At 58.7% G+C, this 19543-nt stretch carries 22 protein-coding genes; 9 read left to right on the plus strand and 13 right to left on the minus strand.

Annotated elements, in window-relative coordinates; genetic code table 11:
• The first annotated feature begins 265 nt into the window (after positions 1–265).
• Together J122_RS21430 and J122_RS00005 are read left to right on the plus strand one after the other, a co-directional pair.
• The gene (locus J122_RS21430; protein WP_178338744.1) at positions 266–415 is read left to right on the plus strand and encodes a hypothetical protein; all 150 of its coding nucleotides are present in this window, start codon (positions 266–268) and stop codon (positions 413–415) included.
• A 39-nt stretch (positions 416–454) separates the two neighbouring features.
• Positions 455–1078, plus strand: coding sequence for an NAD(P)/FAD-dependent oxidoreductase (locus tag J122_RS00005; RefSeq protein WP_061330585.1), 624 nt, complete (start codon positions 455–457; stop codon positions 1076–1078).
• Here the strand turns inward: J122_RS00005 and J122_RS00010 are convergent.
• The 5 genes from J122_RS00010 to J122_RS22595 all read right to left on the minus strand — a co-directional run bounded on the left by J122_RS00010 (position 1075) and on the right by J122_RS22595 (position 4888).
• A complete protein-coding gene (locus tag J122_RS00010; RefSeq protein WP_061330586.1) occupies positions 1075–2475 on the minus strand; it encodes a hypothetical protein in 1401 nt (466 codons plus the stop codon). The genes J122_RS00005 and J122_RS00010 overlap by 4 nt on opposite strands.
• 59 nt (positions 2476–2534) lie before the next feature.
• The gene (locus J122_RS00015; protein ID WP_058090471.1) at positions 2535–3101 is read right to left on the minus strand and encodes an NADPH-dependent FMN reductase; all 567 of its coding nucleotides are present in this window, start codon (positions 3099–3101) and stop codon (positions 2535–2537) included.
• Positions 3102–3120: 19 nt separating this feature from the next.
• Entirely contained in the window at positions 3121–3792 is a 672-nt protein-coding gene (locus J122_RS00020) for an alpha/beta hydrolase (protein ID WP_061330587.1), read from the minus strand.
• A gap of 50 nt (positions 3793–3842) precedes the next feature.
• Complete coding sequence (locus J122_RS00025; RefSeq protein ID WP_058090469.1) at positions 3843–4592, minus strand: ParA family protein; 750 nt, start codon at positions 4590–4592, stop codon at positions 3843–3845.
• Positions 4593–4732: 140 nt separating this feature from the next.
• Positions 4733–4888, minus strand: a complete 156-nt coding sequence (locus J122_RS22595) for a hypothetical protein (protein ID WP_197463797.1) — start codon at positions 4886–4888, stop codon at positions 4733–4735.
• Positions 4889–5118: 230 nt separating this feature from the next.
• On the opposite strand from J122_RS22595, the gene J122_RS00035 reads away from it, so the two are divergent.
• A complete protein-coding gene (locus J122_RS00035) occupies positions 5119–6084 on the plus strand; it encodes a calcium/sodium antiporter (protein WP_058090467.1) in 966 nt (321 codons plus the stop codon).
• On the opposite strand, the gene J122_RS00040 is transcribed toward J122_RS00035, so the two are convergent.
• The 8 genes from J122_RS00040 to J122_RS00075 form a co-directional block, all read right to left on the minus strand.
• A complete protein-coding gene (locus J122_RS00040) occupies positions 6081–6935 on the minus strand; it encodes a hypothetical protein (RefSeq protein WP_061330588.1) in 855 nt (284 codons plus the stop codon). The two genes, J122_RS00035 and J122_RS00040, sit on opposite strands and share 4 nt — an antisense overlap.
• Positions 6932–7858, minus strand: a complete 927-nt coding sequence (locus tag J122_RS00045; protein ID WP_061330589.1) for a LysR family transcriptional regulator — start codon at positions 7856–7858, stop codon at positions 6932–6934. Before J122_RS00045 ends, J122_RS00040 begins: the two co-directional genes overlap by 4 nt.
• A gap of 236 nt (positions 7859–8094) precedes the next feature.
• Positions 8095–9201 carry a multidrug effflux MFS transporter gene (locus J122_RS00050; protein WP_227510031.1) on the minus strand — a complete coding sequence of 369 codons (1107 nt, stop codon included), beginning with the start codon at positions 9199–9201 and terminating at the stop codon, positions 8095–8097.
• Positions 9202–9277: 76 nt separating this feature from the next.
• Positions 9278–9715, minus strand: a complete 438-nt coding sequence (locus tag J122_RS00055; RefSeq protein WP_061330590.1) for a DUF4124 domain-containing protein — start codon at positions 9713–9715, stop codon at positions 9278–9280.
• A gap of 108 nt (positions 9716–9823) precedes the next feature.
• The gene (glcF, locus tag J122_RS00060) at positions 9824–11032 is read right to left on the minus strand and encodes a glycolate oxidase subunit GlcF (RefSeq protein WP_061330591.1); all 1209 of its coding nucleotides are present in this window, start codon (positions 11030–11032) and stop codon (positions 9824–9826) included.
• 2 nt (positions 11033–11034) lie between these two features.
• On the minus strand, positions 11035–12102 hold the full coding sequence (glcE, locus tag J122_RS00065; protein ID WP_061330592.1) for a glycolate oxidase subunit GlcE: 1068 nt from the start codon (positions 12100–12102) through the stop codon (positions 11035–11037).
• Positions 12095–13582, minus strand: coding sequence for an FAD-linked oxidase C-terminal domain-containing protein (locus J122_RS00070; protein ID WP_061330593.1), 1488 nt, complete (start codon positions 13580–13582; stop codon positions 12095–12097). The genes glcE and J122_RS00070 overlap by 8 nt, the downstream gene beginning before the upstream one ends.
• Before the next feature lie 15 nt (positions 13583–13597).
• Complete coding sequence (locus J122_RS00075) at positions 13598–14023, minus strand: GlcG/HbpS family heme-binding protein (protein WP_058090460.1); 426 nt, start codon at positions 14021–14023, stop codon at positions 13598–13600.
• Between the two features lie 226 nt (positions 14024–14249).
• On the opposite strand from J122_RS00075, the gene J122_RS00080 reads away from it, so the two are divergent.
• The 6 genes from J122_RS00080 to J122_RS00105 all read left to right on the plus strand — a co-directional run bounded on the left by J122_RS00080 (position 14250) and on the right by J122_RS00105 (position 19527).
• Positions 14250–15011 carry an FCD domain-containing protein gene (locus tag J122_RS00080; protein WP_061330932.1) on the plus strand — a complete coding sequence of 254 codons (762 nt, stop codon included), beginning with the start codon at positions 14250–14252 and terminating at the stop codon, positions 15009–15011.
• Positions 15012–15165: 154 nt separating this feature from the next.
• Positions 15166–15936, plus strand: coding sequence for an ABC transporter ATP-binding protein (locus J122_RS00085; protein WP_061330594.1), 771 nt, complete (start codon positions 15166–15168; stop codon positions 15934–15936).
• An 87-nt stretch (positions 15937–16023) separates the two neighbouring features.
• Entirely contained in the window at positions 16024–16776 is a 753-nt protein-coding gene (locus J122_RS00090; RefSeq protein WP_061330595.1) for a transporter substrate-binding domain-containing protein, read from the plus strand.
• Between the two features lie 51 nt (positions 16777–16827).
• Positions 16828–17532, plus strand: coding sequence for an ABC transporter permease (locus tag J122_RS00095; protein ID WP_061330596.1), 705 nt, complete (start codon positions 16828–16830; stop codon positions 17530–17532).
• Between the two features lie 2 nt (positions 17533–17534).
• On the plus strand, positions 17535–18257 hold the full coding sequence (locus tag J122_RS00100) for an ABC transporter permease (protein WP_061330597.1): 723 nt from the start codon (positions 17535–17537) through the stop codon (positions 18255–18257).
• 217 nt (positions 18258–18474) lie between these two features.
• Complete coding sequence (locus J122_RS00105; RefSeq protein ID WP_061330598.1) at positions 18475–19527, plus strand: succinylglutamate desuccinylase; 1053 nt, start codon at positions 18475–18477, stop codon at positions 19525–19527.
• Positions 19528–19543: the final 16 nt, after the last annotated feature.

Genomic DNA, 19543 nt, shown 5'->3' on the forward strand with positions numbered 1-19543 from the left:
CACCAGCAGTAGGTGAAGCATCAACCAGATAATCCGATGAGATGCCGGTCTGTCTCACTCTCATGCAAAGGTAAGATCAACCATTTAATCCGCTTACCCAAAAACTCTCTGACTAAAAATGCCCGTGCAGTCATCACTGGCTCCGGCAGCGGCAAAGCGCTGGCATTGGAACTCGCCCGTCGCGGGAGCCTTGTGGTGTGCACTGACATCAATCTGGACGCCGCGGAACAAACCGCCAGCGAAGTCCGCCGACAAGGTTGCTCGCATGGCGCTGGATGGCCTGGATAACAAACAGCTTTACGTTATGCCACAGGTCGATGCCCGCATGATCTGGCGAATCAAACGTCTGCTGCCGAATTCCTATGCGGCGATTACTGGGCTTATTAATCGCCGGATGACGTCCAAGTTCGTCTGATGACAGGCCTTAACACTCCCCACAAGCCAGGAGACTGACATGGCAAAGATTGATCTCGATAACATGCTGGAAAAGATCAAAAACACTCAGTGGAGCCTGTCATCACCTATCACCCGACCGCCTGACCACCGTTTACGAGATTGCCTGATGAAGAACAACCAACCGCTTGCTCAACAGCAGCCGCCCGCCGACGCATTGATTATCGGCGCCGGCTTTGCCGGCCTGGACGAGTTTGAGGGCAAGAAGATACACAGCGCCGCCTGGGATCATGATTACGACCTCAAGGGCAAACGCATCGCGGTGATCGGCACGGGTGCCAGCGCCATACAGATCGTACCGGAGCTGGCCAAATGCGCCGGCAAGCTGACGGTTTTCCAGCGCACTCCGCCGTGGATTATGCCACGGCCGGACTTCACCACACCGGACTGGAACAAGACGCTGTTCCGCAAAGCGCCCGTGAGTCAGACCGCCGTCCGCAAGGCACTCTATCTGGCCCATGAGTCCATGGCGCTAGCGGTTATCTGGAACTCGCCGCTGACCCGTTTTGCCGAGCGCCTTGGGCGGTGGCACTTGCGCAAACAGGTACCGGACCGCTGGCTACGCCGGCAACTGACCCCGGACTATCGCCTGCTGGCAGAAGAGGCCGCGAGCGAGACCGTTTAAGGCCGCCCGGCAGCCTCCTGAGCCCGGGCACCCGGATACAACCAGGCAATCAGCAAACTGACCAGGCTGGATGCCAGCAAGGCGCCAAGGAACGGTGCCAGCGTTGGAATGCTGTCTGGAAAGCTCGCCGCCAGCGCACCTGCGGTGAAGCTACCCTGGCTCACCCAGCCGGGAAGCACGGCACCGAGCAACCCGGCCAGGCCACCGGCCACCGCAGCCAGCGGTGACATACGGCGCCACAATCCCAGCAGGACCGGCACCACAATCGCCGCACAGAGCAAGTCTGCGATCAGGAACAGCCGCAGCACTGAGAAGCCCTGAAGGGCCACCCACACCACCGGAACCATCAGTATCACCGTCGCCCAGCGGGCAGCACGTACTGACAGGCCGCGCCTTCCCGAACTGGCCACCGCCATGGATGCAATGGCGTTCTGCAAAGTATCGACACTGGAGGCCACGAGCGTCACCGCCAGAACCAGTGCCGGCAAAGCAAGCCAGGCGGGCGCGGCGGAGAGCAACGCGAAGAACGGAATGGGAGGCTCGCCCAGCGGCAGTGCATACATGGCCGCCAGCATCCCCAGGCCACCAATGGCCATCACCACCAGGAAGGTGCTGACGCCGCCCAACACCGCGCCGCGCCCTAAGGCACGGTCCGTTTCAGCTGCCCACACTCGCTGCCAATAGCCCTGATGAAACAGGTTGGCGGCAGTCACCGCAATCACCAGAGTGAGCGCCACAGACAGCGCACTGCCAACCGGCACGGAAGGCATGACTGCCTCTGTTGGCATGGAGGGCAGCCAGTACCAGGCCACACCACCCACCAGCAGCAACAGGGCCAACAACAACCAGGCCTGCCAACGGTCAGTGGCGAGGCTTGCCCTCAAACCACCGACAGAAGTATAGATCAGTGTGACCAGCGCCACGCCGAGAACCACCAACGCGGGCGGCACATCGGAAAGCAGCGCGGCAATGGCGCCGATAGCGGTGAGTTCCGCCGCCAGGAAACAGGCCATGTAGGCTACCGAAACCATCGACACCCAGCGCCTGACACCGGCGCCGTAACAAGCCTCGGCAAACTCGCCGATACTCCGGCCTGCCGGTAGCCGCTTACGGATGGCAGGGCCATAGAATCCCAGCACCAGAAACGGCAACGCGGAGCCGACCGCATAACCCGCCAGCGCCACAGGCCCCACAAATGCACCAATTTCCGGTGGTGCAAAAAGAATCCACGCCCCCATGCCCGAAGCCAGGAACGATAGCCCGATGGCCTGTGCACTCTGAGAGTTTCGAGCGGTGACATAGTCATCCAGCAGACCGTCCGCCCGTCTTGCGCGTAGACCAAGAACCGCAAAACCAAGGAGTGCCGCGCTGAGCACGGCAACCGTTAGATAGAACAAGTCGCACTTCCTCCGCCGGTATTAACCGGATCAGGTTCCGGGGTCGGCACTTGGCCCACTCACTGGCGCATGGCTTTGAGCGCATCCGCCCACTTGGCCAGCTCGGCCAGCATACTGCCCCCCGAACTGGTGTGGTGGTCTGCCGGCTGGAATCTGCGATTATCATCCAGCAGTTCCCAGGGCATCTGCACCATCACGCTCTCAACCATGGGCATCATCTTCACCGTCGTAACCAGTTGTTTGGCCATCTGCGCGGAACGCAGGCCGCCGGAAACACCTCCATAACTGACAAAGGCACAGGGCTTGTAATTCCACTCGTTGTACACATAGTTGATCGCGTTCATGAAGGAGGGTGGCGGGCAGAAGTTGTATTCGGGAATCACGAACACGTAGGCGTCCGCCTTGGCGACGCTCTCAGACCAGGCCTTGGTGTGGTCGTGCTGGTACTTCTGCTGGCGGGGGTGGTTAGGTTCGTCATAAACCGGCAGGTTAAACTCCGCCAGGTCAACCAGTTCGCTGGAAAAACTGCCCTGCTCGTTCGCAAAACCGTTAAACCATTCGGCGATGGATGGGCCAACACGGCCAGGGCGGGTGCTGCAGATGATGGTTTGTAGCTTGAGAGGCATACCGGATTTCCTTCTTCAGTCATTGTTCAGTTTTGCTGATACGCCGGGACAGAAACCTGTCCAAATCCCTCACCTCCTCCAGGCAAAGGCTATGTTCCATACCATAGCAGTAATACTCCGGCTCATACCCGAGATCCTGAAGCTTTCGCTGCGCCGCCTGCCCCAGATGCTCCGCCACAATCGGGTCAAACCGGCCATGGGCAATAAACACCGGAAGCTTGCGATTGGCGTCGCTGAGCTTGATGGAGTCCGCTGTGGCAAAGTAGGTAGACAAGGCAAACAGGCCGCCCAGCCGCTCCGGGTAACTCAACGCCAGCTCATAGGCCACCGCGCCACCCTGGGAAAAACCACCCAGAATGATGTTCTCGCTGGTGATGCCCCGCTCCCGTTCCTGCTGGATAAGCTCAGCCACCATCCCGGCAGAAGCGCGCAGTTGCGTAGTATCCACCTTACGGTCCACATCCATGGCCAGAATGTCGTACCAGGCGGGCATAACCATGCCGCCGTTGATGGTTACTGGCAGCTCCGGTGCGTGCGGAAAGATAAAGCGAACGGGCTGCTCCCGGGAGAAACGAAACTCCGGAACAACGGGTTCGAAATCATGGCCGCTGGCGCCCAGGCCATGTAGCCAGATAATGGTGATTTGGGGGTTGTCGCCGGTATCGATTTGCAGGGTGTTCAGGGCTGTCATCGGGCCTCCGGAAGGTCAGGTAATGACCGGCGACTTTAACATTTTCTGAGTCAGCGAGCCCAAAGATCCTTGCGGATGCTCACCCACAGCTTACGAAACTCGACGGCGGCCGGGCTATTTGGCGCCAGCAGTTCAAGCGGCTGTCCTTCCTCTCCCATGCGTTCAACCGCACTGGCATAGGGCACCGCCGCTGGAACTTGGTGCCCGAACAACTCACTCCCTTGGGCCAGTATCTCCCTGTGCAAATTCTTGCGCCGGTCCACCATCGAAAAAAACGGCCGCAGCTTCTTGTTCCCCAGCTTCTTGTCTTTCACAAACTCCCGTAACTGGTTCCAGCTGTTTAGTGAAAGCCAGGTTGGCACCAAAGGCACGTAGACCTTGTCCGCCACCTCCAGTACCTGTTCGGTCAGCCGGGAAAGCGTTGGCGGGCAGTCCAGGATAACCAGACTGGTATCCTCTGAAAGCGGTGCCAGCAGATCCTTCAGGGCGTTGTGCCCTTCTTCCTGCTCCAGCTTGATATCGAAGTTACGAAAGCTGCTGTGGGCGGGAATGAAATCCAGGTTGGGGTAGACGTTTTCGTGGATGAAGCGGGCGATGGGGGATTTGCCTTCCAGCAGTTTGGACAGCTTGCGGCCCTTGACCATCTCGGCGCCGGCCAGGTAGAAGCTGGCAGCTCCTTGCGGGTCCAGATCCCAAAGCAGGGTGCTGATATTCTCGCGGCTGGCAAGGTAGGCCATGTTGACGGCAGCGGCAGTTTTACCCACGCCACCTTTGGGGCTATAGAAGGCAATTATTCTCATGACGGAGGCTCCTGCCGTGTCTGGTGTTAACAAACACTACAGGATAACAGCCACCCGCGAGGCTTCTATGAAGCTTTTATGACAGAGTAATCGCTGGACCGGGTGTGTCGCGGGTAAGAAGAGCTTTCGTAAAACCACGCTCACGCGGCTTTGCGGAAGCCCTCCATCCGCACGGCCTTGTCCCGGTTGCGCTTGTATTTGGTTTTGTCTTCAACCACCCGCATCTGGTACTTTGGTGTTCTCAGTTCCCGTTGCACAGCGCTGTGCTGTGTGGCTTTCGCCTTTTTTCTGGCCATCTCGGTTTCTCCTTTGTTGGCCTGCATTCAATCTTGACTATTATATCACGTCCCCAAATTCCAAGAGCGTAAGCAATGACACTCACGGTGTGGCTCACATTTCTCGTCGCAGCGGCCCTGACAGCGCCAGGCGTCCTGGAAAGACCTTTTGCTCATAGGTAGTTCTGTGTAATTGTGCGGCCGCCGCGATTGCCGTCAAATACTCCGACATTAACCAGGGAGCCACTAACGTGCTGATTGCTTCTCTCGCCATTCTTGCCGGTCTCGCCCTTCTGGTCTGGAGCGCGGATCGTTTTGTGGAGGGCTCGGCTGCAACAGCCGGCCATTTTGGCATGCCGCCATTGCTGATCGGCATGGTCGTGATTGGCTTTGGCACGTCTGCACCGGAAATGGTGGTTTCAGCGCTGGCTGCAAGCCAGGGTAATCCGGGTCTGGCGTTGGGTAACGCTTATGGCTCCAACATCACCAACATCGCCCTGATTCTGGGGATTACTGCAGTGCTTGCGCCTATCGCCGTGCACTCTCAGGTCATGCGCAAGGAATTGCCGATTCTGGCACTGGTCACCCTGGCGGCCGCCTGGCTTCTGTTTGATGGCGAGCTGAGTCGGCTCGATGCCGCCGGCTTGCTGGTGCTCTTTGCCCTCCTGCTTGGCTGGAGTATCTGGTCTGGCATGAGGAAGACCGATGACCCGTTCGCCAACGAGGTGGACGCCGAACTCACCGCCCATGCCATGCCCATTCGTAAGGCCGTATTCTGGCTGTTGGCAGGGCTTGTCCTGCTGATAATCAGCTCCCGCATCCTGGTCTGGGGAGCCATCGACCTGGCCACCCGTTTCGGCGTCAGTGATCTGGTCATAGGTCTGACCATTGTTGCAGTCGGCACGTCACTGCCGGAGTTGGCGTCCTCGATCATTGCGGCCCGCAAAGGAGAGCACGACCTGGCACTGGGTAATATTCTGGGCTCCAACCTGTTCAACACTCTGGCGGTGGTGGGCATTGCCGGTACCATTGCACCCATGGCCGTGGCGGACGAGGTATTGATGCGTGACATTCCCGTGATGGTAGGTCTAACCCTTGCCCTGTTTGTACTTGGTTACGGTTTTCGAGGCCCCGGGCGTATCAACCGGCTGGAAGGCGCCGGATTGCTGGCCGTCTTTATTGGTTACACGGCCTATCTGTTAACCACCGCCTTTTAAGACAACAACCCGGGGGTCAGCAACCATTTACTGACTCCCGGATACTGCGCCAGATCCAACACAAATTCCTGCCCCCTTGCCGCACTTTTCAGGCGACAGTATTCCGGGGAGCCATCCGGGCGCCAGCGCTCGGGTTTTTGGTGATAGCTCAGCGGCACGCTATCGGCTCCTGGCATAAAAGCCGCTGGCAACCGCCAGTCAGTCACGTTTGCCGCTCCCGCCGCCGTCAATCGATGCTGATCCGATGGAACAGTCACCACCCCGGCGGCGGGCAAGTCCCCATTCAGACCTGGAATCTGCAGTCTGTCACCACTGACATACAGGCAGTTGTGAGCGGATTGTGTGCCGTGCAGATGCGGGTGGTAGGCCGCCCATTCCGGCACGGGCGCCGCCTCGTAAACTGGCCAGACTTGCCCCACCTGCAACCAGCCCCAAATGGCGTGAAAAGGCCGGCTTTGCGGCACAAAGCGCCAGCGCCGGCGATACCGCTCCACCGGCCGGAACAAAGCAAAGAACAGAAACAGATCGCCGGGCCCCACACCGTGGTTGGCCAGATGAGCCTGGGCCGAGCCGTGCTGACCAAGCAACGGGCGCCAGCCTGGCAGCCGGGGATAGGCATCCTCGATCAGATCCGGGTCCAGGTGGGCGCCTGTTCGAGAGAAGCCAGAGCGGCCGGTTAGCTGGGATACCAGGGGGCCAATGCTTTGGCCATCGTGCTGAATCTGGCTATACCGGATAGGCGACTGATCATCCGGTATCGGAAGTGCCAGAGCACGTCCGTCCGGAAACACGGGGTTCGGGCAACCACCGGCAGAACTGTCAAAGCCTTTGCGGCTCAGGATAAGTTTCATAGCGGTACATTATGGGTGAATTCCAGCTCCCCGATCCATTCATCCGGCACGTTTGCTCGCAGGTGAGCCATGAACGCCCTCACCCTTCTGGGCAAATGGCCGTGAGGATACAGCAGGGTGACTGGCAGCACCGGCCCTCGCCACTCAGGCAGGCACAATCCGAATTGCCCAGGGTGAGCTTCCAGCCGGCGCTCGGCCAACCAGTGAGGAATCAAGCCCAGGCCCCGGCCAGCCGCTATGGCATCGCCCTGAACACACGACTGATCAACGGTAAACGTCCGTACAGGCATGGCGAGCGGGTAGGTTCCCAGCTTGGGATGACGCAAAACCAGACCCGGCCCCGGCCCGCCCAGCAGGTCAACCCACTGGTGGCGATCAAGTTCGCCGGGAGACGCTGGCACACCATATCGCTCGAAATAGTCCGGGCTGCCATAGATACCCTGGCTAAGGCTCCCCAAACGCTCCTGTCTCAGAGTGGTTTCTCCAACCTCTCCGAGCCATAAACACACACCATCTTCCAACTCACCGGGAACCTCCTGCTGGGTGCCAATAGCCACCCGCACATCGCCATGCTGTTCTAGAAACGATCGCACCACACCGGAAAACCAACCACGCACGAAGGCTTCATGGCACCTTAGCTCCAGTGTACCGCTGACATCCTCCTTCAATTCATCCAGCGCCTCCCGGCCCTGGGAAACCAACTCAAGAATCTCAACGCTGTAACGGTAAAACACGCGCCCCGCTTCGTTAGGCACAATACGCCGGGACTGCCTCAGCAACAGTGGCTGCCCGACGGCCTGTTCAAGTTGGCGAATTTTCCGGCTGAGCGTCGATTTCGGCAACCCCAGGTCTTTGGTACTGGCCGTCAGGCTGCCGGTTCGCACCACTGAGACAAATGCTTCCAGCTCTGAGAGGTCATACATTTTTCTGTTCCACATTGCGAGACCAATTGCCCCAATCTACTGCCAAAATAACAATGAGAAACATTGTCATTATTTTAAGGCACGCTTTGCAAGCAACCCTTTTCGGAGCCAACAGCTAAAAGCCACTTTCCAATACTTTAATGCTCAGGCCGCTTGTTCTGCGACCTTCTCCCGGGCTACGGCTGCCGGCGCTCCTAATGACAACAAAACCGCACCTACCGAACAGGCCAGCATACTCAGGGTAATAGGCAGCAAAGCCTCGCCACCAAAGGCCGATGACAAGGCACTGATCGCACCGGCCAGAGTGAACTGGGACGCCCCCAGCATGGCCGCGGCCGTACCCCCCATGTGGGGAAAAATTCAAGGGCGTTGGCCATATTGTTCGGCACAATCCCACCCTGGCAACCTACCGCCGCGATAATAAATCCGGCTACCGCCCACAAGGGCCCATCCAGCAACACCACTGATACCAGACCCACTAGCATCACGAACTGGATGATGACCTGCACCCTTAACAGCACCACGGAAGAAATGGTGCGCAGTAGCGGCCGGTTAATCAGGTTGAGCACCGCCATCACTCCGATATTGGCGGCAAACAGAATGGAAAACGTGCTGTTCGACAGCCCAAACCACTCCTGATAGATAAACGAAGAATGGGTGATAAACAGCATCATGCTGCTGAAACACATCACCTGGATGCCGACAAAACGCATGGTTGTGTGATGCTTGAGCACCAGCACATAGTTGGTCACCAGTGTTTTGACCGGCGTGGTTGTCCGGGGCCGGGGTTTGAGCCGGGGAAACAAAGCCAGTTGCAGGACCACGGCCAGGAAGAACGCGTAGGCCGCCAGAAATACGTAGATCCAGTGCCAGTCACCCAGCGCCAGCATGAGGGCGCCAAGAGACGGAGCCGCCGCCGGGGCGATAAACATGATCAGCCCGATCAACCCGAACAGTCTGGCTGCTTCCTGGCCACCCACCTGGTCCCTCACAATAGCGGGCACCGACACCGCACAGAATGCGCCGCCAACACCCTGGACCACCCGCCAGGCAATCATGCCGGACAGGTTATCCGCCAGCGCTATCATCAGGCTGGCCAGAGCAAACACCGCCAGCCCGATAAACAGGATGTTGCGGCGGCCATAACGGTCAGATAACGGCCCGCCCACCAGTTGGGCCATGCCCAGAGTTGCCACATAGGCGCTCAGCGTTAGGCCCACATCGGCATGGGGAATGGCAAACTCCCGGGCAATGGCCGGAAATGCGGGCAGGTAGGCATCCAGGGCCAGGGGCCCAAGTGCGACGGTCATACCAAGCAGAAGTGCAAGCTGAAAATGCGACAAGATCTACCTCCAGAGACAAGGTAGATAGCTAACAATAATTATGATCGCCCGGCAATCAGCGCTTTCCGAAAGCTAACTATTTCAGTACACACTCACGGCTGTAGGTCTGGCTCAGTTCCCGGCGCCGCTGCCGCAGACTGTTGCCCCGATCGTTGCCGTAACCGGCGCGAAGTCTCGCCTGCAAACGGTCCAGTTGCTTGCGGTACTGCTCGCACTGCCGGGTACGGGCTTCCTCCGCCTGCTGAGATTTGGCGTAACGATGCTTGCTGTTAGGCGAGAGTAGCCGGTCCAGCTCTTTGCGGTTACGGGTTACCCGGTCAGACTGCCGGATATTCTCTGCCATCGGCATGGTGGTGGTCGGCCGCACCTGCACCCGATGGTGCTCGTCCAGCATCGGCGGCGTGTCGGAAAAGTGAATGGAGCCGTTGGCATCGGTCCAGCGATAGATTTCCGCCTGAGCCGGCAGCGAGAGGAAAAGACATAGGCAAAACGGCAGGGCCTTGATCCTTGGCATGGGTTCACATCCTGTGAAGTTGTTGGTGCTCGAGTGTGCCGGTGCCAGGCAGAAACCTGACACCGGGTCAGACTATAACCGATGACGAACGGTTTTGCAGGAACCGTGTCACCGGTCCAGCAGCTCGATCCAATGGTGAACGGGCACGTCTGAGCGGGACTCCAGATGCAGCTGGCAACCGATATTGGCGGTTACAATTCGTACTGGATCATCAATGGTCAACGCTTCCAGCTTGTTACTCAGCAGTTTCTGGCTCATCTCCGGCTGGGTGATCGAATAGGTTCCCGCCGAACCACAGCACAGGTGCTTGTCTTTCGTGGCGGCCAGGTCAATGCCGGCACGGGTCAGCACCTGCTCCACCACGCCGTTCTGCTTCATGGCGTGCTGCAGGGTACACGGGCAATGGAAGGCCACTTTTCCCGCCTGGGCACTGGCTTTCAGGGGCTCCAGATCCTCCTTCAGCATAAAGGCGCCCAGATCGGTGCACAGTTCGCTCACTTTCCGGGCCTTGTTGGCGTAGACCGGGTCGTCCCTGAGCAGATGGCCGTAATCCTGTACCATGGCTCCGCAGCCGGACGCTGTCATCACGATGGCTTCCGCCCCCGCCTCGATGGCCGGCCACCAGGCATCGATGTTTCGGCGCATCTGCTCCAGGCCGCGCTCGTGCTCAGACAGGTGGTAATTCACCGCGCCACAACAGCCAGCCTGGGGCGCTTCCACCAGGGTAATGCCGAGTTTATCCAGTACCCGGGCTGTCGCCGCATTGGTGTTGGGGGCCGCCGAGGGCTGCACGCATCCGGCAAGCCCCAGCACAATGCGGTTGTGGCTTGAAGCTGGCCAGGGGCTGGCCTGCCGGCGCGGCGGCACCTTGGTGCGGAGCTTTTCCGGCAGCATCGGCCGGAATGCCTGCCCGGCCCTCAGCAGCAAGCCGAACAACCGGCGATGGGGTAACACCCGGGTGAGCGCCCAGCGCAGCCATTTTTCTTTCGGCTTGCGGGGCAGCTCCTCTTCCAGCAAGCCACGGCTGATATCCACCAGACGACCATACTGGACACCTGAGGGGCACGTCGTCTCGCAGCTGCGGCAAGTCAGGCAGCGGTCCAGGTGCTCCCGGGTCTTCTCTGTCACTTCCCCGCCTTCCAGAAACATCTTCATCAGATAGATCCGGCCACGGGGGCCGTCTCGCTCGTCGTTCAGTTCCTGATAGGTGGGGCAGGTTGCGGTGCAAAAACCGCAGTGCACACAGGCCCGGAGGATTTCTTCCGCCTCCTGGCCTTCGGATGTATTGGCAAATTGCTGAACCAGATTCGTTTGCACGATTACAACCAACTATAAAGGCGGCCGGGATTAAACAGGCCGTCGGGGTCAAACGAGTTTTTTACGCGGCGCTGGATGGTTTTCAGCGCTTCTGGTGGCGATTGCATCACCTCACCCTGGCGGTCGCCGCCGCGGAACAGGCTGACCTGGCCACCCGCTGACCGCGCCAGCTTTTCCATGTCGGCAAGCGAGGCGTCACCCCGATACCAGCGCTGGCCACCCACCCAGTCCATCAGCCAGGGGCCGGGCAGATCAGCGGCGGGCGCAGTTGATCCCACTGAAAAACGCCAGAGGGGTGCCTCGGCATCGGAGAAGAACCCATGCTGCATATCCCGGATCTGCTGCCAGAAGCGGTCACCGTCGTCCAATACATCGCCAGACCATTTGTCGGCGGTGGCCTCAACAGCCGAACGTGCGCCAGACAAACGCAGATACACCTTGCCATCCACCCAGCAGGCGCCGGTGATGGGCTTAGGCTCGCCGGCCCGGCGGTTCATGTAGTCGATCACCTCATCCATGGCCATATCCTGAACCAGGGTGACGGACGCCGCCGGTTTCGGCATCACTTTCAGGCTGATCTCGGTGATTAAGCCCAGGGTGCCCATTGCGCCAGCCTGCAACCGGGACACATCATAACCGGCCACGTTCTTCATCACCTGGCCACCAAAACGGAGGTGTTCACCCTTGCCGTTCAGCAGCCGAATGCCCAGCACCTGATCCCTCACCGATCCTGTCCAGGGGCGGGCGGGGCCAGACAGGTTACAGGCCAGCGTGCCGCCAATGGTGGATGACTCAGTGAAACGAGGCGGTTCAAAGTGCAGACATTGGCCTTCTGCCGCCAGCGCTTCTTCAATATCTTTAAGGGGTGTGCCGGCCCGCACCGTCAGCACCAGCTCAACCGGGTGATACTCCACAATGCCTGTGTGGCCGGCCAGGCTCAGGGTGTCGGCGTTTGCGCTTGGCTCACGGCCCATGAACGCCTTGCTGCCACCGCCAACAATATTCAGCTTGTTTCCGTTCTGCCGGGCCTGAAGCACCTGCTCCTGCAGTTGTTGAATCTGATCAGCCATGGCTGGCACCCGCCTGTTCGTGGTTGTGTTGCTTATGTTCGATAGAGCGATATTCCTGACAGAACCGCAGCGTCGGCACGCCCTTGCCGGGATTCAGGATGCCGGTGGGGTCGAAGGCGGCCTTTACATCGTGGAACTGCTGCAATTCTTCGTCGTTGAACTGCACGGCCATCTGGCGGATTTTCTCCACACCCACGCCATGTTCGCCGGTTATGCAGCCGCCCACTTCCACACACAGAGACAGGATGGCGCTGCCGAAAGCCTCGGCACTCTCGAACTCACCGGGCACATTGGCATCAAACAGAATCAACGGGTGCAAGTTGCCGTCGCCGGCGTGGAACACATTGGCCACCCGCAGGCCAAACCGCTCGGACATGCTCTCCATTTCCAGAAGCACCTTGGCCAGGTGTCGGCGCGGAATGGTGCCGTCCATACAGTAATAGTCAGGCGAGATTCGACCAACCGCCGGAAACGCCGATTTACGGCCTTTCCACAACAGCGCACGCTCCGCCTCGCTGGAGGACGTGCGGATGGAGGTAGCGCCCAGTTTCCGGAACACCGCTTCTGCCTCGGCAATGTGTTCGTGCACTTCTTCTTCGGTGCCATCCACCTCGCACAGCAGCAAGGCCTTGGCGTCTCTCGGGTAGCCCGCCTGGCAAAAATCATCAGCAGCAATAATGGCGTGGCCATCCATCATTTCCAGACCACCGGGAATGATGCCATGGGCGATGACACCACCGACCGCATCGCCAGCTTTCTCAACACTGTCGAAACCGGCCATGATCACCTGCGCCACTTCCGGCTTGGGTAACAGTTTGACCTTCACCTCCGTGACCACACCCAGAAGCCCTTCGGAGCCGGTCAGCAGTGCCAGCAAGTCCATACCACAGCTATCGAGCCCGTCGCTGCCCACTGTTACCCGGTCACCTTCGGCCGTGACGATTTCGACACTCAGCAGGTTATGGACGGTCAGCCCGTACTTCAGGCAGTGCACGCCGCCAGAGTTCTCCGCCACATTACCGCCAATGGTGCAGGCGATCTGGGATGACGGGTCCGGCCCGTAATACAGGCCGAACTGGGCGGCCTCTTCGCTGATGGCCAGGTTCCGCACGCCCGGTTGCAGCCGGGCCGTCCGGGCCAGCGGGTCAACTTCCAGAATACGGTTAAACTTGGCCAGAGACAGCACCACGCCCTCTTTGTGGGGCATGGCTCCTGCGCACAAACCTGTACCGGCGCCGCGGGCCACCACGGGCACGCCCTGTTCGTGGCAGATTCGCATGACCCGCTGCACCTGCTGTACGGTCTCTGGCAGCACCACCAGCATGGGCATTTCCCGGTACATGGCCAGGCCATCGCACTCATAGGGTTTGAGGGTTTCGTCATCGGTAATGACAAACTCCGGGTCGATAAAGGCCCGGAACTGTTCAGCCAATTCCGTTTTAGTTAACCCCGATTTGGTGGCATGTGATGTGGTTGTCATAACGTTCTCTGATTGTTATTGGCGCTGTTGTTCAAAGTAGTCGATACCCGCCTGGGCACAATCCATGTCCTGTTGCGGGGTGCCTGAACTCAAACCAATCCCGCCAACCACCTCTCCATTCACCAGCACTGGCAAGCCCCCGCCCACCGTGCTTAAACGGCCACCCACTTCGGTATGAATACCGAAAGCCAGATTGCCCGGCACGTTGGCCGCGTTGTATTCGTGGGTGGCTTTGCGGGCGGCGGCGGCCGTAAAGGCTTTGTCCTGGGCGATAATGACACTGGTGGTTTTGCCACCGTCCATGCGTTCAAACGCCACCAGGTTGCCGGATTCGTCCACCACCGCTATACACATGGGAACACCGATGTCGCGGGCCTTTTCGCTGGCGCCTTTGATCAGGAGCCGGGCATCTTCTAGATCCAGGCGATGGATGGTTAACATGGCTTCAACCTCGCTGACGTACAATTTCAGAATCTACAAACCTCAGAATACTCGCCATCAGCGCAGAGATCGTCTATCGTTTTAGCAACTGGTCCTACCAGTTTGTTAAATCCCGAAACATGGAATAATTCGTAACCTCCCGCCATTCATGAAGTTTGGCGGTACAGGCAGCCTCAGCAAAAACGGATCCGTACAACCCGAAACTGGTCAGACCAGCAATAAGATCATGGGCATATCCAAAGAAATTTCCTACAAGCTTGAGCACCTGATTCTGGAAGGCGGCCTGGCGCCAGGGCAGAAGATCCCGTCGGAACGGCAGCTCTCAACCAAACTTGGGGTATCCCGATCGGTGGTGCGCGAGGCTCTGCATGAGCTGCAGGCCCGGGGCGTCATTGAAACCCGCCACGGAAAGGGCTCGTTTGTTGCCAGCATCGTGCCGGAGTCCGGCGCACAGGGCGCGAACAGCCCGTTGATGTACCTCTATCAGGGCCATACCCGCACCCTCTATGACCTGCTGGAAGTGCGGGAGCAACTGGAAGGCCAGGCCGCTTTTCTGGCGGCACAGCGGGCCACCAATCTGGACCGGCACCGGCTTACCCGGGCGTTCCGCGCGCTGGAAAGCACAGACCCGCTGAGCAACGCCCGACCGGACCACGGCTTTCACCATGCCATTGTGGAGGCCTCCCACAACCCGATCCTGGTGCACATCCTGAGCGGCTTGAAAAACATGATGCTGCTGACCGTTCAGGCCTCGGTGTCCAACCTGAACCCGAAAGAAGACATGCGCCGGAAAATCATGGGGCAGCATCGCCAACTTTACGAAGCCATTATGGCCGGCAAACCTGACCAGGCACGCAAAGTGGCCACCGCCCACGTTCGCTTCGTGCGGCAAACCATGAAGGAAATGGAGAAAGAAGGGGATGAATTGCTGCGCATCCCCGCCCCGGAAGATCTCGCCGATCTGCTGAACGATTCAGGCTCACCGTGAGGTGTAAAATTGTTTGCATTGATCATTGATTAGGCCAGAATGACCAACAGGCAAGTGCTTCGATTTTCACCAAAATCCAACAAAGCGGTATTGATTTCCACGGCAACAGTCCGTAAAACATGCGCCTTTGTATGACAGCCCCAGGAGTCACCCCATGGCGGAATCAGCGCCTCTGATTTGCAGGGACATCCACAAGACCTTTGACAAACTCGAAGTCCTCAAGGGCATTTCTCTGGAAACCCGCAAAGGCGACGTGGTCTCGCTGATCGGCAGTTCCGGCTCCGGCAAGAGTACCTTTCTGCGTTGCATCAACCTGCTCGAAACCCCGACATCCGGCGACATTATCGTGCACGGTGACCCAATCCGGTTCAAAAACAACCGCAAGGGCGAGCGAATTCCGGCAGACAATCGCCAGGTGGAGCTGATCCGCGCGCGGCTGTCCATGGTTTTCCAAAGCTTCAACCTGTGGTCCCACATGACGGTGCTGGAAAACATCATTGAAGCGCCGATCAACGTCCTCAAAATCCCGAAAAAAGAGGCCATTGAGCGGGCTGAGGCCTACCTTAATAAGGTGGGCATCTACGAACGCAAGGATTACTACCCGGCCCAGATGTCTGGCGGCCAGCAGCAGCGTGCAGCCATCGCCCGCGCCCTGGCTATGGAGCCGGAGGTCATGCTGTTTGATGAGCCCACGTCTGCTCTCGATCCGGAGTTGGTGGGTGAGGTTTTGAAGGTTATGCAGAGTCTGGCCGAGGAAGGCCGCACCATGATTGTGGTCACCCACGAGATGGCGTTTGCAAGGGATGTGTCCACTCAGGTCCTGTTCTTGCATCAGGGCGTGATTGAGGAGCAGGGTTCACCGGACAAGGTCTTTGACCACCCGGAATCCGAACGCATGAAGCAATTTCTTGCTCCCAAGTTCTGAACTCCGGTGCTATCTTGAAACCGGAAACGGAATAGAAACTTCCATAAAGAATAAAGCCATAACGGCAACTTACTGGAGAAGTGACACATGAAAAAACTGATTGTTGCAGCAAGCTGTGCCCTGGCCATGATCGCCGGCACCGCTCAGGCTCAGGACCGGAACCTGCGCATCGCATTCGATATCCCCTACGAGCCGTTCGAATACCGCGACGAGAACGGCGAGCTGACCGGTTTCGAAGTGGAACTGGCTACCGCCATGTGTGAAGAACTGAACGCCAACTGTGAGTTCGTCATCCAGGCGTGGGACGGCATGATCCCGGGCCTGCTGGCCCGTAAGTTCGACCTGATCATGTCATCCATGTCAATCACCCCTGAGCGCGCCGAGCGTGTACTGTTCTCCGAGCCGTACTACATCACTCCAGGCGGCTGGTTCGGCCCTGAATCGTTCAACACCGACGTAACCGACATGGACGCCATGAAGGGCAAGAACATCGGTGTACAGCGTGGCACCACCATGGACACCTACGTAACCGAAAACATGGGCGGCGTGGTTTCCATCAAGCGTTACACCACCGCTGAAGACATGGTTCTGGACCTGGAAGGCCAGCGTCTGGACGCCGTCTTTGTGGACTACCCGGTGGGCGAGCAAACCATCCTTAACCGCGAAGGTTACAAGGAAGTCGGCGAGTCAGTAAAACTCGGTGACGGTGTGGGCGTTGCCATGCGCAAGCGCGATACCCAACTGGCCGAAGACATCAACGCCGCGCTCAGGAAGCTGAAAGAAGATGGTACTTATGATGCCATCATGGAGAAGTACTTCAGCTACGACATCAAGATTTAAAAAGACCCCGGGAGCAGCCTGTTGGCTGCTCCCCGCTTTCCGGAACTTCCCATGCTTGATCTGAAAGGCTACGGCCCGGCCCTCGCAGAGGGGGCGATGGTCACCATTGAGCTGGCCTTCCTCTCGCTCGCTCTCGCAGTCACCCTGGGGTTGCTTGGCGCCTCGGCCAAACTCTCTGGCAACCGGGTACTGACCGGCGTGGCAACCGCTTACACCACCCTGATTCGCGGCGTGCCCGATCTGGTGATGATGCTGTTGTTCTACTATGGCGGCCAGGTGGCGGTGAACGCGCTATCCGATTATTTATGGGAAACCCGGCAAATCGACTTTTTCTTCCAGTTCGATCCGTTCATCTCTGGCGTGGTGACCATCGGGCTGATCTTTGGTGCCTATATGACGGAAACCTTCCGGGGCGCTTTTCTTGCGGTGGATACCGGCCAGATCGAGGCCGCCAAGGCCTACGGCTTTTCCCGCTGGCACACCTTCCGCCGGGTGATGATTCCGCAGATGCTGCGCCATGCCCTGCCTGGTATCGGCAATAACTGGCAGGTGCTGCTGAAGACCACTGCTCTGGTGTCGATCATCGGCCTGACCGATATGGTGCGGGTGGCGGAAGAAGCCGCCAAGGCTGAGCGTATGCCGTTCCACTTCTTTATCCCGGTGGCGGCGGTTTATCTGGCACTGACGGCGGGCTCTGAGTTGTTCATCAAGTGGCTCGACAAGCGGGCCAATGTCGGCGTGGTTCGGGGGAATTGAGGATGCCTGATTTCATTGCCGAATGGTTGAACACGAACGATATCTTCAATGCCATGACCATGATGGAATACTGGGATGGCATGGTGACCACCGTGCAGCTGGTGTTTCTGTCGCTGGTGATTGGCCTGGTGGTTGCAGTTCCCCTGGCGATTCTGCGTACGGTGCGCAATCCGTTTGTGTCTGGTCCAATCTGGCTGTACACCTATTTGTTCCGGGGCACGCCGCTGCTGATTCAGCTATACATTATCTATTACGGCGTGGCGCAGATTCCGGGCATTCACGAGACCTTCTGGTGGACGATTTTCCGGGAGCCTTTCTACCCTGCCCTGTTGGCCTTTACGCTGAATACGGCGGCCTATACCACGGAGATTATCCGGGGAGCGATTGTGGCGACGCCCAATGGCGAGATTGAGGCGGCCAAGGCCTATGGCATGAACTGGCTGTTGCGGATGCGGCGGATTATTCTGCCCAATGCGGCGCGGCGGGCGGTGCAGGCTTACTCGAATGAGGTGATTTTTATGCTTCATGCGAGTGCGATTGCCAGTGTGGTGACGATTGTGGATTTGACGGGGGCGGCGCGGAACATTTATTCGCGGTTTTATGCTCCTTTTGAGGCGTTTATTTTTGTGGCGCTTTGCTACATGGCTTTGACGTTTATGCTGGTGTTCGTTTTCCGCAAACTGGAAAACCATCTTTTGCGGCATCAGAGGCCTATAAACTCCTGAGTTGTTGCTTTTGGTGCACGGCCAGCCGGCGGGACTGGCTTTCGGTTTTGGTGCCAGGCCAGCTGGCAGGATCTGCTTTCCGGGAAACGCTACGAGCACATCCATGTGCGCTTCTTTCAGGCCGTCCCTGGCCTTCAAGATTCCCGGAAAGCAGATCCTGCCATCTGTCCCCGAACTCTGAGAGGGCTTTCGCGAAGCTCTTTTCTAAGGGGAATCTATGAACGTTTCAAACTCACTCTTTGACTTCCACCCCGACTGGCTGGCCCATACGCTGGCCAGCGCGTCTTCCGATTTACCCGAAACCAAACACCAACTCCCAGACGGCACGCAGGTTTCCCGTAAGGCCAATGGTGTGTTGTGGCTGACACCGCCAGCGGGGCGGGAGAATCCGAACAAGGAGGCGTTGATTATCTCGGCCGGGGTGCACGGTAATGAGACGGCGCCGATTGAGGTGTTGAACGGGTTGGTGTCGGAGTTGTTTGCCGGGCAGTGGCAACTGGCTTGTCCGGCGTTGCTGATGTTGGGGAATCCGGTGGCGATGTTGGCCGGGGAGCGGTTTGTGGATGTGAACATGAACCGGCTGTTTAACGGGGCTCACAGTAAGCCGGAATATAAGGGCCTGCCGGAGGCAGCGCGGGCGCGGTTTCTGGAGGAGATGTGTCGGCAGTTTGCGATGGCGCATCAGGGGCTGGCGTTGAGTCACTATGATTTGCACACGGCGATCCGGCCGTCGAAGCGGGAGCGGTTTGCGTTGTATCCGTTTTTGGAGGGTCGGTCGGTACCGGCGGCACAGTGTGAGTTTCTGCTGGAGGCGGAGGTGGAGACGCTGTTGCTGCAGCACCGGGAGTCGACGGTGTTTTCGTCGTTCACAGCAACGCTGCTGGAGGCGGAGAGTTTTACGGTTGAGCTGGGCAAGGTGGAGCCGTTTGGCAAGAATGATTTACGACGGTTCCGGGGCATTGAGCGGGCGCTTCGGCGGCGGTTTTGTGGCCAGCCGGCGCCTGCGGTTCAGGCGCCGTTTGATCATCTGACGGTGTTTGAGGTGGTGCACGAGATTCTGAATACCGGGCCGGCGTTCCGGTTTCATGTGCCGGATGATGTGGCGAATTTTACCGAATACCAGCCGGGCACGGTGATCTGGGAAGACGACGAAACCCGTTATCAGGTGGGCACGGCGCCGGAGGCCATTGTGTTCCCGAACCGGGCGGTGCCGGTTGGCCAGCGGGTGGGTTTGATGATTCGGGCTAAGGGAAGTTTTGGGGCCAGGTAGTTCGTTACCCGGCCCC

Source organism: Marinobacter excellens LAMA 842 (assembly GCF_001574445.1).
GTDB classification, from domain to species: Bacteria; Pseudomonadota; Gammaproteobacteria; order Pseudomonadales; family Oleiphilaceae; genus Marinobacter; species Marinobacter shengliensis.

Bases quoted from the DNA above. Each gene is read 5' to 3' on its own strand.
- J122_RS21430 (WP_178338744.1), top strand. From the start codon at position 266: ATGGCGCTGGATGGCCTGGATAACAAACAGCTTTACGTTATGCCACAG.
- J122_RS00005 (WP_061330585.1), top strand. From the start codon at position 455: ATGGCAAAGATTGATCTCGATAACATGCTGGAAAAGATCAAAAACACT.
- J122_RS00015 (WP_058090471.1), bottom strand. From the start codon at position 3,101: ATGCCTCTCAAGCTACAAACCATCATCTGCAGCACCCGCCCTGGCCGT.
- J122_RS00020 (WP_061330587.1), bottom strand. From the start codon at position 3,792: ATGACAGCCCTGAACACCCTGCAAATCGATACCGGCGACAACCCCCAA.
- J122_RS00025 (WP_058090469.1), bottom strand. From the start codon at position 4,592: ATGAGAATAATTGCCTTCTATAGCCCCAAAGGTGGCGTGGGTAAAACT.
- J122_RS22595 (WP_197463797.1), bottom strand. From the start codon at position 4,888: ATGGCCAGAAAAAAGGCGAAAGCCACACAGCACAGCGCTGTGCAACGG.
- J122_RS00040 (WP_061330588.1), bottom strand. From the start codon at position 6,935: ATGAAACTTATCCTGAGCCGCAAAGGCTTTGACAGTTCTGCCGGTGGT.
- J122_RS00045 (WP_061330589.1), bottom strand. From the start codon at position 7,858: ATGTATGACCTCTCAGAGCTGGAAGCATTTGTCTCAGTGGTGCGAACC.
- J122_RS00055 (WP_061330590.1), bottom strand. From the start codon at position 9,715: ATGCCAAGGATCAAGGCCCTGCCGTTTTGCCTATGTCTTTTCCTCTCG.
- glcE (WP_061330592.1), bottom strand. From the start codon at position 12,102: ATGGCTGATCAGATTCAACAACTGCAGGAGCAGGTGCTTCAGGCCCGG.
- J122_RS00070 (WP_061330593.1), bottom strand. From the start codon at position 13,582: ATGACAACCACATCACATGCCACCAAATCGGGGTTAACTAAAACGGAA.
- J122_RS00075 (WP_058090460.1), bottom strand. From the start codon at position 14,023: ATGTTAACCATCCATCGCCTGGATCTAGAAGATGCCCGGCTCCTGATC.
- J122_RS00080 (WP_061330932.1), top strand. From the start codon at position 14,250: ATGGGCATATCCAAAGAAATTTCCTACAAGCTTGAGCACCTGATTCTG.
- J122_RS00085 (WP_061330594.1), top strand. From the start codon at position 15,166: ATGGCGGAATCAGCGCCTCTGATTTGCAGGGACATCCACAAGACCTTT.
- J122_RS00090 (WP_061330595.1), top strand. From the start codon at position 16,024: ATGAAAAAACTGATTGTTGCAGCAAGCTGTGCCCTGGCCATGATCGCC.
- J122_RS00095 (WP_061330596.1), top strand. From the start codon at position 16,828: ATGCTTGATCTGAAAGGCTACGGCCCGGCCCTCGCAGAGGGGGCGATG.
- J122_RS00100 (WP_061330597.1), top strand. From the start codon at position 17,535: ATGCCTGATTTCATTGCCGAATGGTTGAACACGAACGATATCTTCAAT.
- J122_RS00105 (WP_061330598.1), top strand. From the start codon at position 18,475: ATGAACGTTTCAAACTCACTCTTTGACTTCCACCCCGACTGGCTGGCC.